This is a genomic window from Phenylobacterium sp. 58.2.17 (assembly GCF_026411515.1).
Classification (GTDB): Bacteria; Pseudomonadota; Alphaproteobacteria; order Caulobacterales; family Caulobacteraceae; genus Phenylobacterium.
Window position 1 is genome coordinate 12,337 of the sequence record NZ_JAPMTQ010000038.1, and the last position, 15,424, is coordinate 27,760.

At 68.9% G+C, this 15,424-nt stretch carries 18 protein-coding genes; 8 read left to right on the plus strand and 10 right to left on the minus strand.

Annotation, left to right across the window (positions count from 1 at the left end; all coding sequences use genetic code 11):
- Nucleotides 1–33: 33 nt before the first annotated feature.
- Nucleotides 34–1,023, minus strand: coding sequence for an aldo/keto reductase (locus OUA97_RS18385; protein ID WP_267233487.1), 990 nt, complete (start codon nt 1,021–1,023; stop codon nt 34–36).
- 151 nt (nt 1,024–1,174) lie between these two features.
- On the opposite strand from OUA97_RS18385, the gene OUA97_RS18390 reads away from it, so the two are divergent.
- On the plus strand, nt 1,175–1,699 hold the full coding sequence (locus OUA97_RS18390) for a GNAT family N-acetyltransferase (protein WP_267233488.1): 525 nt from the start codon (nt 1,175–1,177) through the stop codon (nt 1,697–1,699).
- A gap of 127 nt (nt 1,700–1,826) precedes the next feature.
- Nucleotides 1,827–2,828, plus strand: a complete 1,002-nt coding sequence (locus OUA97_RS18395) for a SphA family protein (protein WP_267233489.1) — start codon at nt 1,827–1,829, stop codon at nt 2,826–2,828.
- Here OUA97_RS18395 and OUA97_RS18400 read toward each other — a convergent pair.
- The gene (locus OUA97_RS18400) at nt 2,825–3,394 is read right to left on the minus strand and encodes a TetR/AcrR family transcriptional regulator (protein WP_267233490.1); all 570 of its coding nucleotides are present in this window, start codon (nt 3,392–3,394) and stop codon (nt 2,825–2,827) included. The genes OUA97_RS18395 and OUA97_RS18400 overlap by 4 nt on opposite strands.
- A 95-nt stretch (nt 3,395–3,489) precedes the next feature.
- Between OUA97_RS18400 and OUA97_RS18405 the strand changes: the two genes are divergently transcribed.
- Genes OUA97_RS18405 through OUA97_RS18415 form a run of 3 tightly spaced genes read left to right on the plus strand, consistent with a single transcriptional unit; the run spans nt 3,490 to nt 5,577 of the window.
- Nucleotides 3,490–4,260, plus strand: a complete 771-nt coding sequence (locus tag OUA97_RS18405; RefSeq protein WP_267233491.1) for an SDR family NAD(P)-dependent oxidoreductase — start codon at nt 3,490–3,492, stop codon at nt 4,258–4,260.
- A 10-nt stretch (nt 4,261–4,270) separates the two neighbouring features.
- Nucleotides 4,271–4,846 (plus strand): hypothetical protein, encoded by a 576-nt coding sequence (locus OUA97_RS18410; RefSeq protein WP_267233492.1) that lies wholly within the window; start codon nt 4,271–4,273, stop codon nt 4,844–4,846.
- On the plus strand, nt 4,843–5,577 hold the full coding sequence (locus OUA97_RS18415; protein ID WP_267233493.1) for a dienelactone hydrolase family protein: 735 nt from the start codon (nt 4,843–4,845) through the stop codon (nt 5,575–5,577). Before OUA97_RS18410 ends, OUA97_RS18415 begins: the two co-directional genes overlap by 4 nt.
- Before the next feature lie 38 nt (nt 5,578–5,615).
- Here the strand turns inward: OUA97_RS18415 and OUA97_RS18420 are convergent, their stop codons facing one another.
- The 3 genes from OUA97_RS18420 to OUA97_RS18430 are packed head-to-tail and all read right to left on the minus strand — an operon-like array spanning nt 5,616 to nt 8,253.
- Complete coding sequence (locus OUA97_RS18420) at nt 5,616–6,461, minus strand: phytanoyl-CoA dioxygenase family protein (protein ID WP_267233494.1); 846 nt, start codon at nt 6,459–6,461, stop codon at nt 5,616–5,618.
- A gap of 28 nt (nt 6,462–6,489) precedes the next feature.
- Nucleotides 6,490–6,939, minus strand: coding sequence for a nuclear transport factor 2 family protein (locus tag OUA97_RS18425; protein ID WP_267233495.1), 450 nt, complete (start codon nt 6,937–6,939; stop codon nt 6,490–6,492).
- Between the two features lie 57 nt (nt 6,940–6,996).
- A complete protein-coding gene (locus OUA97_RS18430; RefSeq protein ID WP_267233496.1) occupies nt 6,997–8,253 on the minus strand; it encodes a cytochrome P450 in 1,257 nt (418 codons plus the stop codon).
- 185 nt (nt 8,254–8,438) lie between these two features.
- Between OUA97_RS18430 and OUA97_RS18435 the strand changes: the two genes are divergently transcribed.
- From OUA97_RS18435 to OUA97_RS18445, 3 genes are all read left to right on the plus strand, one after another.
- The gene (locus tag OUA97_RS18435) at nt 8,439–9,788 is read left to right on the plus strand and encodes an FAD/NAD(P)-binding protein (RefSeq protein WP_267233497.1); all 1,350 of its coding nucleotides are present in this window, start codon (nt 8,439–8,441) and stop codon (nt 9,786–9,788) included.
- 118 nt (nt 9,789–9,906) lie between these two features.
- The gene (locus OUA97_RS18440; protein ID WP_267233499.1) at nt 9,907–12,015 is read left to right on the plus strand and encodes a M13 family metallopeptidase; all 2,109 of its coding nucleotides are present in this window, start codon (nt 9,907–9,909) and stop codon (nt 12,013–12,015) included.
- Nucleotides 12,016–12,071: 56 nt separating this feature from the next.
- A complete protein-coding gene (locus tag OUA97_RS18445) occupies nt 12,072–12,830 on the plus strand; it encodes a TrmH family RNA methyltransferase (RefSeq protein WP_267233500.1) in 759 nt (252 codons plus the stop codon).
- On the opposite strand, the gene OUA97_RS18450 is transcribed toward OUA97_RS18445, so the two are convergent.
- The 5 genes from OUA97_RS18450 to OUA97_RS18470 form a co-directional block, all read right to left on the minus strand.
- Nucleotides 12,827–13,240, minus strand: coding sequence for a helix-turn-helix domain-containing protein (locus tag OUA97_RS18450; RefSeq protein WP_267233501.1), 414 nt, complete (start codon nt 13,238–13,240; stop codon nt 12,827–12,829). The genes OUA97_RS18445 and OUA97_RS18450 overlap by 4 nt on opposite strands.
- 162 nt (nt 13,241–13,402) lie before the next feature.
- Nucleotides 13,403–13,660, minus strand: a complete 258-nt coding sequence (locus tag OUA97_RS18455; protein ID WP_267233502.1) for a hypothetical protein — start codon at nt 13,658–13,660, stop codon at nt 13,403–13,405.
- Complete coding sequence (locus tag OUA97_RS18460) at nt 13,657–14,193, minus strand: isochorismatase family protein (RefSeq protein WP_267233503.1); 537 nt, start codon at nt 14,191–14,193, stop codon at nt 13,657–13,659. The genes OUA97_RS18455 and OUA97_RS18460 overlap by 4 nt, the downstream gene beginning before the upstream one ends.
- Nucleotides 14,190–14,822 carry a GNAT family N-acetyltransferase gene (locus OUA97_RS18465; protein ID WP_267233504.1) on the minus strand — a complete coding sequence of 211 codons (633 nt, stop codon included), beginning with the start codon at nt 14,820–14,822 and terminating at the stop codon, nt 14,190–14,192. Before OUA97_RS18465 ends, OUA97_RS18460 begins: the two co-directional genes overlap by 4 nt.
- Nucleotides 14,822–15,379, minus strand: coding sequence for a hypothetical protein (locus OUA97_RS18470; protein ID WP_267233505.1), 558 nt, complete (start codon nt 15,377–15,379; stop codon nt 14,822–14,824). The genes OUA97_RS18465 and OUA97_RS18470 overlap by 1 nt, the downstream gene beginning before the upstream one ends.
- Nucleotides 15,380–15,424 lie beyond the last annotated feature (45 nt).

A 15,424-nucleotide genomic window follows, 5' to 3' on the forward strand; every position in this document is an offset into this window, starting at 1 on the left:
CCTCCGCCCGACCAGGGCGGAGGCGAGCCCCGGTCAGGCGTTGACCATGGTCATGCCGCGGGCGTCGTAACGGGTCCCGGCGACCTTGCCGGCCAAGGCGTCGAGGCTGGCGGTTTCGGCTGCGGTCAGGGCGATGTCGGCGGCGCCTAGGTTGGACTTCAGGTTGGCCAGTCGGGTGGTGCCGGGAATGACCACCACGTTGGGATTGGCGGCCAGCACCCAGGCCAGGGCCACCTGCGAGGCGGCCGCGCCGCGCGCGCCCGCGATCTTCTCGATCTCCTCGACCAGGGCCAGGTTGGCCTCGAAGGCCTCGCCCTGGAAGCGCGGCGACTGGACCGCACGGTAGTCGGTCCCGGTCGGGCGATGGTCGCGGGAGAAGGCGCCGGTCAGCATGCCGCGGCCGAGCGGGGAGTAGGCGACCAGGGTCACGCCGGTCTCCTGGCAGAGCGGCAGCACGTCCTGCTCGATGTCGCGGGTGAAGATCGAATATTCCGACTGCACGGCGGCGATCGGGTGCACAGCTTGGGCCCGGCGCAGGGTCTCGGCGCTGACTTCCGAGAGGCCGATGGCCTTGATCTTGCCCTCCTTGACCAGCTTGGCCATGGCCTCGACGGTCTCCTCGATCGGCCGGGTCTGGTCGCGCCGGTGCAGGTAGTAGAGGTCGACGTGGTCGGTCTTCAGAAAGCGCAGGGACTGTTCGATGGCGCGGCGCATGTTGGCTTCCGAGCCGTCGACGCCGGTGATCGTGCGGGTGGCGAGGTCGGCCACGGGACCGAACTTGGTGGCGATGAACGCCTTGTCGCGGCGATCGTGGAAGGCCGCGCCCAGCAGGCTCTCATTGGCGCCGAAGCCGTAGAGCTCGGCGGTGTCGAAGTGGTCGACGCCGAGGTCCAGCGCCTCGTGCAGCAGCTTGACGGCGTCGGCTTCGTTCATCGGCTCGCCATAGGCGATCGACATGCCCATGCAGCCCAGGCCGATAGCGTTCACGTCCCGGCCGGTGCGGCCGATTTGGCGACGGATCATGGGGAACTCCGCTAGATGTGTGGGGATGTGAGCGCTCACTCACATGTGGACAATTAGGCGCTGACGCCGAAAGCGTCAAGGGTCGGCGGCGTCCGAAGCGGCTGGATTTTTCGGCTGGCGGGAAGGCGCAGCTTATGGATTACCGAAGGCCATGCATTTTCTCCCCGCCGATCCGTCCGAACTGCCCGCCATCGCCGCGCTGGTGAACTCCGCCTATCGGGGCGAGAGCTCGCGCCTGGGCTGGACCACCGAGGCCGACTATCTGGGCGGCCAGCGCACGGACGCGCAGACCCTGGCCAAGGATCTGGCGGCCAATCCGCAGGCGGTGGTCATGACCCTGCGCGAGACGGCCGGCGCACCGCTGCTGGGCTGCGTCTGGCTGGAGCCGGCTGAGCGCGGGGTCTGGTACCTGGGGATGCTGACGGTGCGGCCGGACCTGCAGGATCGCCAGCTGGGCCGGACCATGCTGGCCGCGGCCGAGGACCATGCGCGCGGGCAGGGCGCGCAGCGGGTGCGGATGACCGTGATCCAGATCCGCGACACCCTGATCGCCTGGTACGAGCGGCGCGGCTATGCGCGCACCGGCGAGACCCGGCCGTTCCCCTATGCCGACCTGCGCTTCGGCCAGCCGGCGCGGGACGACCTGGAGTTCATCGTCATGGAAAAGGCGCTCTGAACGGGCCTGCTGTTGCGGCCATGTCATTGCTCTGCCGAGGAGCACCGCGGGTTTCACCTCATGGGCGCCGTCGGGCGCTGTCGCCACGATCCGTGAGAGATCGGCGCCAGCGGCGGGGAGGATCGCGATGAAACACGCCAACCGGACGAGCGCGAGGCTGCTGGGGACCGGCGTGGCGGCGGCGATGCTGCTGCTGGCCGGACAAGCCGAGGCCTCCGAGAGCGGGGCGAGCGTCTATCTGCTGGGCTCAGGCGGCGCAGGGGCGGCGATCGTGCCGCCGATCGAGGGCGTGTTCCTCGTCGACACCCAATACTACTACAGCGGCGAGGCCGGTGTAGATCGGGAGTTCGTCATCGGCGGAAATGTGGTCGCGGGACTGGACGCGACGGTCAATGCGAATTTCGCCACTGCCTTGTGGGTGCCGACGACCGATCTGGGCGGTGGGACCCTGGCGGTCGGGCTGGTGCTGCCGATCGGCGGGCCTGACGTCGAGGTTTCGGCCACTCTGACCGGCCCGGGCGGGCGGCAGATCGAGCGCAGCAAGAGCGACTCCGCCTTCGTGATGGGCGATCCCCTGGTGACGGCGATCTGGGGCTGGAAGAGCGGCAAGACCCACATCGCCGCCAGCACGCTGATCAACATCCCGATAGGCCAGTACCGGAAGGACAAACTGGCCAACCTGGCGTTCCACCGCTGGGCGGCCGACGTGTCGTTGGCCGGGACCTACCTGGACGAGGAGGCCGGTTGGGACGTCTCGGGCAAGGCCGGCTTCACGTTCAACGGCGAGAACGACTACACCAGCTATGAGACCGGCACCGAATTCCATGCCGAAGCCGCGGTCGAGAAGAAGTTCAACAAGACCTGGTCGGCCGGCGTGCAGGGCTATTACTTCGAACAGGTCAGCGGCGACTCCGGCGCCGGCGCCAGGCTCGGCGACTTCAAGGGCCGGGTGGCGGGCCTCGGCGTGACCGGGGCCTACAATTTCCTGTTGTTCGGCAAGGCGCCAGCGACCTTGCGGCTGCACGCGATGAAAGAGTTCGAGGCCAAGAACCGGCTGGAAGGGGAGTCAATCTTCCTCGACTTCAGCATGCCGCTTTGGGTGAAGATGCCGCCCGGCGCCGGATCCTAGGCCCGGATGGAATCCAGCACCGCCTCGGCCGCGGCGTCGAGTTCGGCGTCGGTCCAGGTGCGGCCGTTGAGCTCGGACTTCAGCATGTATCCGACCGGGGCGAAGAACAGGCTGGCCAGCAGGTCGCTGGGCAGGTTCTTGAACAGGCCACGCTCGATCCCGTCCCGGCGCAGCCGGCCGACGGCGGTGGCGATCTGTTCGTGGGCCGCGCCGCCCTCGCGCTTGGAAAGGGCGGACTCGGCGAAGCGCTGGCCGAACATGAAGGCCTGGCTGTCGGCGCGATAGGCCTCGTAGAGCTTGCGCCAGACCCGCTTGAGGCGGGCGTCGGGGGCTTCGTCGGTGTCCTCGCCGTCGATGATGGCTTCGAAGATGCGCCGCTTGATGCCGCGATAGACCTCGATCAGCAGGTCGTCCTTGGACGGGAAATGGCGGTAGAGCGTGCCTTCGGCCACGCCGGCGCGCGCGGCGATGGCCGCGGTGGTGGCCGCTTCCAGCCCGTCCTGCGCGCCGATTTCCAGGGCCGCGCGCACCAGCTTGTCCTTGGTCGAGGTCGGTGTCGTGAGCATCGGCTCACAAATTGTCGGCGCGGACCGTCTGTCAAGTCTGCGCAAGCGTCGCAGCTTCGGGTTAGAACAGCGTCCAACGAACAAGGGAGCGGGACATGGATCTGGGACTGAAGGGCAAGAAGGCGGTCGTCACCGGCGGGTCGCGCGGCATTGGGCGGGCGATCGCCGACCTGCTGGCCGACGAGGGCGCGGACGTGGCGATCTGCGCGCGGAACCCCGAGCAGGTGGCAGGTGCGGTCAAGGCGCTGCAGGCCAAGGGCGTCAACGCCTGGGGCCAGGCGGTCGACATCGCCGACGGGCCGGCGATCCGCGCCTTCGTCGCGCAGGCCGGCGAGACGCTGGGCGGCATTGACGTCATGGTCTCCAACGCCAGCGCCCTGGTGCAGGGCGCGGGCGAGGACGAATGGCGCGCGATGTTCGAGATCGACATCCTGGGCGCGGTGCGCACCTTCGAGGCGGCCAAGCCGTTCCTGGAGAAGGCCGGCGAGACGCATGGCGATGCGGCGTTCCTGATCACCTCGTCGGTGTCGGCGGCGGAGGCCTCGAACGCCTCGTCCTACGGGGCGATGAAGGCGGCGCTGATCCATTACGCCAAGGGCCTGGCGCGCGAGAACGCGGCCAAGCACATCCGCGCCAACGTGGTCTCGCCCGGCACCGTGTTCTTCGAGGGCGGCGTCTGGGGCAACGTCAAGGCCGGGATGCCGGGCTTCTTCGACCAGATGATCAAGCGCAACCCGACCGGCCGGATGGCGACGCCGGAAGAGGTGGCGGCGGCGACCGTGTTCCTGGCCAGCCCGCGCTCGGCGTTCACGACCGGGATCAACATGCTGGTCGACGGAGCGATCTCGACGCGCGTCAACTATTAGGGCCAAGCCATTGGAATACGATTACTTTCAGCTGACGCTGGGGCGCGAGCGCACGGCGCAGAAGGTGCTGGCCGACCACCTCTACGGTTCGGCCGGCGTGCAGGCGGTGTTTGCGCCGCTGCTGGGGTTCGCCTCGGACCAGGCGCTGGTGCTGGCCGCGGCCGGGGCGCGGGTGTCGTTCACGCCGGGCGTGACGGCCAGCGATCGGGTGCGGCTGACCCCGACCCTGCGGCCGCTCGACGAGGCGCCGCCCCAGCCGGGCGGGATCTATGTCCACAACTGGTTCACGATCGACGGCGGGGCGGTCGACGAGTTCGTGCGGCTGTCGGGCGAGGCCTGGCCCGACTTCGAGGCGCGGTTCGAGACCAAGATCTTCGGCCTGTTCCTGGCCGAGGAGGACGAGTCCGACCGCGAGGCCGGGGCGCGCCGGCTGCTGCTGATGACCCGCTATCGGGACCTTGGCGAATGGCAGACGTCGCGCGATCCGACCACGGACGCGATGGCGGTGTTCCTGCGCCGGCGCGAGCTGACGCGGGTGTCGCTGGCGCGGGCCTGCGTGCTGATGCCGAGGGAGGGCGCGAATTGATCGAGCAGACCTTCGAGATCCCGCTCGCGGACGGGACCAGCACGACCTTCATCGTGCATCCCGAGCGCGACGGGCCGCACCCGCTGATCCTGTTCCTGATGGACGCGCCGGGCATCCGAGAGGAGCTGCGCGACATGGCGCGGCGACTGGCCAGCGCCGGCTACTACGTGATGCTGCCGAACCTCTACTATCGGGCCGGGGTGCTGGAGCTGGTTCCGGCGGGCGGCGCCATGGACGATGCGTTGCGGGCGCGGATGATGGAGCTGATGAACGGGCTCACCATCCCGATGGTGATGGACGACGTTGCGGCGCTGGCCGCCTACGCTGCGGGGCGGGAGGCGGCGGACGCCAGCCGGGTCGGCACGGTCGGCTACTGCATGAGCGGGCAGTTCGCGATCAATGCGGCGGTGCGCCTGCCGCAGGTGAAGGCCGCCGCCTCGATCCACGGCACCTATCTGGTCACCGAGCAGAGCGACAGTCCGCACCTGGCCGCGCGCAAGAGTTCGGCCGAGCTCTACTTCGCCTGCGCCGAGACCGACCGGTGGGCGCCGCTGGAGACGGTGGAGACGCTGGCCGCCGCGCTGGCGGCCGACGGGGCGCGGGCCGAGGTGGAGATCTATCCCGGCGCTGAGCACGGCTTCACCTTCCCGCAGCGGGCGCTCTACCAGAAGCAGGGGGCCGAGCGGCACTGGGAGCGGCTGAACGCGCTCTATCGGCGGAATTTGGGGTAGCCCCAGCGCCGCCCGCCCTCCGGCGAAGGCCTGGGGCTTCAGCTTGGGTCCCGGCTTTCGCCGGGATGAGCGGCAGACGAGCGTTCGACCGGCGCGACCCAGTCGGGTTCGAGGCTCTTGAGCGGGTGCGAGCCCGTGACCTGGCCCATGAACGGCGGCCAGATGTTGTAGCCGAGCAGGTCTTGCAGCCGCGGCGACATGGCCTGGACGCGCTCGCGCGGGACGCCGAGATAGAAGTTCTCCTGCGTGCGGCCCCAGGGCTCGCAGTATTGGTTGGTGAAGGCCAGGCGCGGGGCGTCCGAACGGTTGGCGCCGCCGCGGTGCAGGAGCGTCCCCTGGAAGACGATGGCGCCGCCGGCCGGCATCACAACTGGCGTCAGCATGGACTGGGCCTTCTCCGGCGAGAGGGCGGCGATGTCGGCGTCGCTCCAGCGGTGGCTGCCGGGAATGATGTCGGTGGCGCCGTTGGTCGCGGTGAAGGCGTCGATGGCGCCGATCAGCGACAGGCTGATGGCCGGGCGCGGCCGCGGCTGGCGATAGAAGCCGTCGTCGAAGTGGACGGCCTGGGCCGCTTCGCCGGGATAGATGCAGATCGCCTGGCTGGCGGTCAGCAGGTAGCCGGGCTGAAGGAAGCGGTCGAGCAGGGCCAGGAGGCGCGGTTCGGCGGTCAGGTCCTCGAACACCTTGCCGCGCGCGACCAGGGTGTAGACGCGCTCGGTGGAAAAGCCCTCGAAGGCGTTGCGGCCGTGGTGAGAGCCGAGGTGCGGGGCCAGCGTCGCGCGGGCGGCGGCCAGCGCGGCCGCGTCGGCGAAGTCCTCGATCACGGTGTAGCCATCGCCGGTCAGGCGCCGGATGTGGGCTTCGATGTCGAACGGCTCGGACATGGCCGCCTCCCTGTCTGGAGGCGAGTGTCTACTCGAATGACGGTAGGGCAAGTCCAGGGCGTTCATTGTCCCAGATCATCGAGACGATGCGCCAGCGGCCGTCGGCCTCGCAGTATAGCTGGATGGAGTTGACGCCGCGCCGCTCGGGCGGGGCCTCGCCGGGCGCGGTGCGGGCCTCGTAGGCGCTCCAGACCTGGGCCATGTTGCCGAACACGTCGATGCGGCGGGCGATCTCGACCTCGTAGAAGTCGTGGGCCGCGAAGAAAGGCTCGACGTCGGCCTGGTAGGCGGCCGGGTCCATGATCTTGATGTTCGGGCGACGGTCCTCGCCGACCCAGGTGCGCATCTGGCGGGCGTCGGGATGGAAGATCTCGGCCTGCAGCGCCCAGTCGCGGGGCCCTTGGGGGCCGGAAATCATGGCGTACATGGCGTCCACGACGGCGCCGATGTCGGTGGGGTCGAAAGGCAGGGTTCTCATACGAAGAGAGCCTAGGCGCGGGGCCTAGGCTCTCCAATCGATCAGCGACGAAAGCGGTCAGGCGCGCTTCGGAATGATCACCTTCATCGACTCGTAGCCCTTCACGAAGGTCGAGTAGATGCGCTTGGGCTCCTCAACGAGGTGGATCTCCGGGAAGCGCTTCATGATCTCTTCCCAGATGATCTGCAGTTGCAGTTCGGCCAGACGATTGCCGACGCAGCGGTGGATGCCGAAGCCGAACGACATGTGGTTCCGCGGGCGGGCGCGGTCGATGATGTAGTCGTTCGGGCGCTCGATGACTTCCTCGTCGCGGTTGCCCGAGACGTACCACATGACGACCTTGTCGCCTTCGCGGATCTGCTTGCCGCCGAACTCGATGTCCTGGGTGGCGCGGCGACGCATATGCGCCAGCGGCGTCTGCCAGCGAATGGTCTCGGAAACCATCGACGGGATCAGGTCGGGGTTCTCGCGCAGCTTCTTATACTGGTCGGGGTTCTGGTTCAGCGCCAGGACCGAGCCGGAGATGGTGTTGCGGGTGGTGTCGTTGCCGCCGACGGTCAGCAGCACCACGTTCCCGAAATACTCGCGGGGCGACATGTTCCGGGTGTCGGCGCCGTGGGCGAGCATGGAGATCAGGTCGCCGGTGGGCTCGGAATTGACCCGCTCGTTCCAGCGTTCGGTGAAGTAGCCATGGTACTCGAGGAAGATCTGCATCTTCTGCTCGAGGGTGTCGATCAGGCCGTGGCCCGGGACAGCGGTGACCACGTCGGACCAGTAGGTCAGCTTGCGACGGTCGGCCTGGTCGATCCCGAACAGGGTGGCCAGGGTCATGGCCGTCAGTTCCATCGAGACCTTGTCGACCCAGTCGAATTCCTCGCCGATCGGCAGGTCGTCGAGGATCTTGGCCGCGCGCTCGCGGATCAGCGGACCGAGGACCGCGAGATTCGCCGGCGCCACGGCCGGGCTGACGGTCTTGCGCTGAATGTCATGCTTGGGCGGGTCCATGGCGATGAACATCGGCAGCGGACCTTCGTCGCCGGTCTGTTCGGCGATGGTGATGCCCGGCTCTGACGAGAACACCTGATGGTTCGTGTCGACCGCCATGATGTCGTTGTACTTGGTGATCGACCAGTACGGGCCGTACTCGCTGTCGGCCGTATAGTGGACCGGGTCTTCCTTGCGCAGGCGCTCGAAGTTCCACCACATCTCGTTCGACTGGAAGAGCGCCGGCTGAGCCGGATTGATCTGGTCGAGCGGGGTCGAATAGGCCAGCGCGCGGGCGTCATTGCTCAGGTCGATATTGCCGTCGCTCATCAGTTCCTCCACCAAGTCCGATGCGTCCGAGGTCTCAAGCCAAAGATGACGCAGGCGTCAAGTTTTAGCGCGAGTTTCAACGGCCGTCCCATCCGATCTGCGTTCGAATGAAGTTTTTCTGTCGTTTTAAAATCCATAAAAATGATAGGAATTAAGTCGAGCGAAGCGTTTTGGAGGTCCGATCAATGAGCCAGCGGCCCACAGTTGCGGTGATCGGGGCAGGGTTCTCGGGGTTGCTCACGGCCCTGCATCTGGCGGCCGATCCGGAGGGGCCGACGGTGCGCCTGGTCGAGCGCGCCAGGGCCTTCGGGCGCGGCACGGCCTATTCCACCGGCAACCCCGACCACCTGCTGAACGTGCGGGTGGCGAACATGAGCGCCTATCCGGACGATCCGGAGCACTTCACGCGCTGGCTGGCCGGACACGAAGGCTGGAGTTCGCACGGCGGGTTCGTGACCCGCGGGGTCTATGGCGACTATCTGCAGGACCTGCTGCGCCAGGCGCTGGAGACAACCACGCCGGGCCGGCTGCTGCTGGAGCAGGACGAGGCGGTCGATGTGCAGCGGGCGGGCGAGGGCTGGCGGGTCCGGTTGGCCCTGGGGCGCGAGATCGAGGCCTCGGCGGTGGTGCTGGCCCTGGGGGTGCTGCGGCCTGCGGCCCCGGCTGCGGCGGCCCCGGCGCTGCTGGCCTCTGCACGCTACATCGGCGATCCCTGGGATCCTAAGGCCAGGCTGGAGCCCGACTGGGAAGATGTCCTGCTGCTCGGCTCCGGACTGACCATGATCGATGCGGCGGTCAGCCTGTGGCGGCCGGGGCGGCGGTTCTGGGCGATCTCGCGCCGGGGGCTGACCCCACGCCAGCACGCCCCGACGGGCGAGGCGGCCGCCGAGGTCGCACCGACCGGATCGCCCCGCGAACTGCTGGCGGCGATCCGCGAGGCGTCCGGCGACGGGCGCTGGCGCGAGGCGATCGATTCCCTGCGCCCGCACGTACAGTCGATCTGGCTGGGCTGGAGCCAGGCCGAGCGACGAGCCTTCCTGCGCCACCTCCGCCCCTGGTGGGACGTACACCGTCACCGCCTGGCGCCCAGCGTCGCGCGGCGGATCGGGCTGTTGATGCGCGGACGCGAACTGGTGGTGCGGGCCGGGGAGGTGACCTCGATGACGCTCGTCCGCGACACCGTCGAGGTGGCCTGGCGGCCGCGCGGAGGGCGCACGCCGCGGCGGCTGGGCGTGTCGGCGGTGGTGAACTGCGCGGGCCTGCTGGGCGACCTGGAGAAGGCCGGTGAGCCGCTGCTGAAGGCGCTGCTGGCCCGCGGCTTGATACGGCCCGATCCCTGCCGGCTCGGGGCCGAGGTCGACGCCGGATCGCGCCTGATGGGGGCGAGCGGCCGCGCCGAGCCGGGCCTCTACGCAGTCGGGCCGCTGACCCGCGGGGCGTTCTGGGAGATCACCTCGGCGCCGGACATCCGCAGCCAGGCGGCGGGCGCGGCGCAGGCGATCCTGAGCGGGGTGCGGCGCGCGCGGGCGGCGTAACAAGCGTTACAGATGACGTAAGTTTAATGCGCCGGTCGCTACCTCCGCCCGCCGCCGGTGTATTAGAGGCTCCACAGGCTGACGGCGGCGGTGACGGCGTCGGGTATGGGAGCGCGCGATGAACACCTGGAAAACTCTGCTGCTGGGCGCCTGCGCGCCGCTGGTGCTGGCCGCCTGCGCGACGACGGCGCCGGCGCCCGAGGCTGCGCCGCCGCCGGTCGCCGAGGCGGCCAAGGCCAAGCCGAAGTATGGCGCGTTCGGATTCGACACGGCCGGAATGGACACGGCCGTCGCCCCCGGCGACGACTTCTACGCCTACGCCAACGGCGGCTGGATGAAGACCACGGAGATCCCGGCCGACAGCGGCAGCTACAACACCTTCGCCATCCTGCGCGACCTAGCCACCGAACGGACCCGCGCGATCCTTGAGGACGCGGCCAAGGCGCAGGCGGCGGACGGCTCCAACGCCCGCAAGATCGGCGACTTCTACGCCAGCTTCATGGACGAGGCGGCGATCGAGGCGGCGGGCGCGGCGCCGCTGAAGCCCGAGCTGGCCGCGATCGCGGCGATCAAGACCCGGGCCGACCTGTCGCGCGAGTTGGGCGCGACGCTGCGGGCCGATGTCGACGCCCTGAACATGACCGACTATGCGACCGACCGGCTGTTCGGCCTGTGGGTCGCCGAGGACATGAACGACACGTCCAAGTACCGGCCCTACATCATGCAGGGCGGGCTGGGGATGCCGGACCGCGCCTACTATCTGGACGACAGCGCGCGGTTCCAGGACCTGCGCGCCAAGTACAAGGCCCACATCGCCGCGATGTTCGCCCTGGCCGGCTATCCGGACGGCGAGGCGCGGGCGGCCAGGATCCTGGCGCTGGAGACCGCCATCGCCAAGACGCACTGGAGCGTCGATGAGACCGGCGACGTGGCTAAGGCCAACAACGTCTGGACCCGCGCCGACCTGCAGGCCAAGGCGCCGGGCATCGACTGGGCCGCGTGGCTGCAGGGCGCGGGAATGAGCGAGCAGCCGACCTTCGGCGCCTGGCAGCCCAGCGCCATCGCCGGCATCGCCAAGCTGGTCGGCGGCCAGCCGATCGAGACCTGGAAGGACTATCTGACGTTCCACGCCATCGAGCGCGGCGCGCCCTATCTCTCCAAGGCGTTCGCCGACGAGCATTTCGCCTTCAACGGCGCGGCCCTGGGCGGCGCGCCCGAGCAGCGCGAGCGCTGGAAGCGCGGGGTGGACAACACCAACGCGGCGCTGGGCGAGGCTGTGGGCCAAATCTATGTCGAGCGCCACTTCGGCCCGCAGGCCAAGGCGCAGATGCAGGAGATGGTGAAGAACATCCTGGCCGCCTTCGACGCGCGGATCACCCGGCTGGACTGGATGAGCGCCGAGACCAAGGCCAAGGCCAAGGAGAAGCTGGCCGTGTTCCGCGTCGGCGTCGGCTATCCCGACAAGTGGCGCGACTATTCGGGGCTGCAGGTCGTGCGCGGCGACGCGTACGGCAACTGGGCGCGCGCCGAGCTGTTCGAGTATCGCCGCAACGTGGCCAAGCTGAAGGGACCGGTCGACCACGACGAGTGGTGGATGACGCCGCAGACGGTCAACGCCCTGAACCTGCCCATGCAGAACATGATCGTGTTCCCGGCGGCGATCCTGGAGCCGACCTTCTTCGATCCGAACGCCGACGCGGCGGTGAACTACGGCGCGATCGGCGGGGTGATCGGCCACGAGATCGTCCACGGCTTCGACGACACCGGCGCGCTGTTCGACGTGAAGGGCGACTTGAAGAACTGGTGGACGCCGGCCGACATGGCGCAGTTCAAGGCGCGCGGCCAGGCGCTGGCGGCGCAGTACAGCGCCTATGAGCCGCTGCCCGGTCTGCACCTCAACGGCGACCAGGTGCTGGGCGAGAACATCGCCGACCTGGCGGGCCTGGCCGCCGCCTACGACGCCTATCACCTGTCGCTGAAAGGCCAGCCGGCGCCGGTGATCGACGGCTTTACTGCCGACCAGCGGTTCTATTTCGGCTGGGCGCAGAACTATCGCAGCAAGTTCCGTGAGGCCTCGCTCCGCCGCAATGTGCTGTCGGGCGTGCACTCGCCGGGCGAATACCGGGCCCTGGCGGTGCGCAATCTCGATCCGTGGTATTCCGCCTTCGACGTCAAGCCCGGACAGGGACTGTACCTGGCGCCGGAGCAGCGGGTGAAGATCTGGTAGCCGAAGTCATCCACATCGAGGATCCTGCCGACCCGCGTATCGGCGCCTATCGCGACGTGCGCGAGCGGGACCTTGTCGGCCGCCAGGGCCTGTTCGTGGCCGAGGGCGAGGTGGTGGTGAGGGTTCTGGCCGGCTCGCCGCTGGTCCGGCCGCAATCGCTGCTGCTGGCGCAGAAGCGCGCGGCGGCGCTGGCTGACGTGATCGACATGTTGCCGAATGACGTGCCGGTCTACACCGCCGGCCAGGCCGTGATGGACGCGGTGGTCGGTTTCCCGATCCACCGCGGGATTCTGGCGTTGGGCCGCCGCGCGGCCGAGCCGAGCGCCGACGAGCTGCTGGCCGGGTTGCCGGACGAGGCGCTGGTGCTGGTGCTGAGCGGCATCGCCAACCACGACAACATGGGCGGGCTGTTCCGGAACGCCGCAGCGTTCGGGGCCGATGCTGTGATCCTCGATCCGACCTGCTGCGATCCGCTGTACCGCAAGGCCATCCGGGTCTCGGTCGGGGCCGCGCTGCTCAAGCCGTTCGCGCGGCTGGGGGAGGGCGAAGACCTGCTGGCGGTGCTGGAAGCGCGGGGCTTTCAGCCGCTGGCCTTAAGCCCGGCCGGCGAGACGAGCCTGGCGCAGACGGCGCGCGCGCCGCGCACGGCCGTGGTGCTGGGCGCCGAGGGACCTGGGTTGTCGAAGGCGTTGCTGGAACGCGCGAAAACCGTCCGCATCCCGATGGCGGACGGCTTCGACTCGCTGAACGTGGCGGTGACCGCCGGGGTGGTGCTGCATCACCTCGCGTTTGCGGCGAGGCCCGTCGCCGACTAGCGGGCGCGGCGGACGCTGCCCTGTTCTTCCGACTCTTCGATCAGCGAGCGGGTCAGGTTCAGGATCGCCGTCCGCATCGACGGCTGCTGGACGCTGGCGAAGGCCTCGAGCAACTGTACGGCTCCAGGCACGGCGAGCTTTTCGAACAGGCTTTCGTCGCTCATCGGGGTCGGGGTTTCGCCGACCAGTTCGCCGACGGTGGTGTCAAGCTTCTGGGCGATGCGCACGAGCATCGAGGCCGAGACGCGATTGGCGCCGCGCTCGTACTTCTGAACCTGCTGGAAGCTCACCCCCAGGTGGTCGGCCAGGGTCGATTGGGAAATGCCGAGCCACTTGCGTCGCACACGAATGCGGTGCCCCACCGCAACGTCGATCGGGTCCGGTCCTTGATCCTCGGAGTTCTCGTTCACTGAAAAACGTCCCTAATCACTTACCAAGCGCAAGTTGACTATCTGCCATAGGCGTATTGTACGCCGCTACACCTATATCGTGAAACGCGCGCTGCGCTGCAACAGAAAGTTAATCTTCGCTTATGGCGCGAGTCTCGGTGTGGTCAACGCGCTTTGCGAGCGTCAGGCGTCGGCCTTGCGACCCTGCAGGATGGCCTCGATCTGGTCGAGGACGGCCAGGGCGACGTCCTCGCCCTGCTGATCGCAGATCTCGCCGGCGCGCCGGATGATCTGGCTGAGAGCGACGCGGTCGCGGGGGCCGAGCAGGGCCGCCATCTGCAGCAGTTGGCGGGCGTCCGGATCCATCCGGGCGTCGCCGTCGAGGGCGGCCAGGCAGTTGCCGGCGCCACCATCGCTCGCGGTGATCTTGATCTCGCTCATGGCGCATTGGCCGCGACGAACGCCGCAGCCTCCTCTTGCAACAGGTCGTCGGACCGGATGAGCCGACAAAGGGGGAAAAGCGAAGTCAGCGGCGCGCTGAGGGCGCGGCGCAGGTCTGGATCATCGCGCTCGCCGGTCGCGACAGCGTCGCTGAGCACCTCGACCGGCAATTGCAGGTCGGCGGCGGCGAAGGCGGTGGCGAGCACGGCGTCGGTCATCGAGAAGCCAATCAACGCCAGCGGCCCCCCGAGGCCCTGGGCGTGGCGCGCGAAGGCCGGGTGCGAGAACGCCGACGGGCCTCGGCGCAGGTAGATCGGCTCGGTCGGCAACGGCTCCAGCCCGACGATCGGGCGGGCGCCTTCGGCGGTCGCTTCGCGCCGATGGACGTGCAGCACCGGCCAGGCGCGGGCGCGGGCCAGTTCCAGCACCCGGCGGCAGGTCCCGGTGACCTGCGCAGCGGCGGCCGGCGACCCGGACACCCGGGCGCGTTGGAGGTCGAGGCAGACCAGGGCGGCTGGCGGCGGTGAGTTCATCGGGCGTGCGCGCCGAGGTTGGTGGCCGGGCGGGCGGCGGAGCGGTCGAGCACGCCGGCCTCGTCCCAGGCCCCCTCGGGCCGCAGCAGCACCATGGGATCGCTTTCGAGAGTGAGGGCGTCGGGCGGCGGCGCGCCTTCCACCACCATCTCGACATAGTCGTGATCGGAGAAGGCGAAGCCCTCCCGGCCCGGCCGGATGCGGGCGTTGAAGTACTGTTCCCAGAACGGGATCAGCCGGACTTGGCCGTAGCCGAGGATCTGCCGGTAGTTCTTCTTTTCGGCCAGCCGCTTGGCGGCCAGGATCAACAGCAGGGTCGCGCGCCCGCCGCGGTACTCGCGCCGCACCGCCACCCGCTCGACTTTGGCGAACTCGGCGAACCAGCGCACGCGCAGCGTTCCGATCGGCTCGCCGTTGCGGCGCAGGACCAGATGCGTGGTCCCGGCGAAGTCGTTGCCGTCATACTCCTCGTCGTACGGGCAGGCCTGCTCGCCCATATAGACCAGCGATCGGACCGCCATGGCCTGCATGATGTCGGGCAGGGTGCGGCAGACCACGACCTCAAGCTCGGCGTCGTCGATATCGCTGACGGCGCGGGCGTCCAGCGGCATGCGGACGTTGGCGTTCATCAGGCGGCCCTCCTGACGCGAGCCCAGGCGTCAGCGACGACGAGGCCGCCGGGACCGGGGACCGGCCGCGCGCCGATCCGCTTGAGCAGGGCGCGCTCGCCGCCGGGCGTGGCCGCGCGGCCGTAGAGCGGGATGGTGGGAAAGAGCTCGCGGTGCAGCTTCACCGCGCCGGCCATCACCGTCGCGCGGCCGCGCAGCGTGGTCCCGGCCATGCCCCAGCCGTAGATGGCGACCACCGCCTCGCCCGGCCGGGCGGCCTGGTCCTGGGGCGGATCGACGCCGTCGAACACGCCGGCGGCCAAGTCGGGCAGGGCCGCGGCGGTCAACGGGATGATGGCCATGACTCCGGCCAGTTGTCCGTTGACGCCACGGAAGGTAAATGAAGACGCCTGAGTGAGATCCTGTAGCTGCGCAAGGGTCTCGACCGTGGCGATGTTCGGGCTGACCGTCCGGGCGGCGAGTGCGCGCCCCTCGACAATCTCGTCGTGGGTGGCCGGACTCAGGCCCAGCGCGCCTAGTCCTCGATGACAGCGTTCGACGAAATCGCGAATGATCATCACCACATCGCCTTCTTGTGCGAAGATGTGATTTGGTAGAGCGTC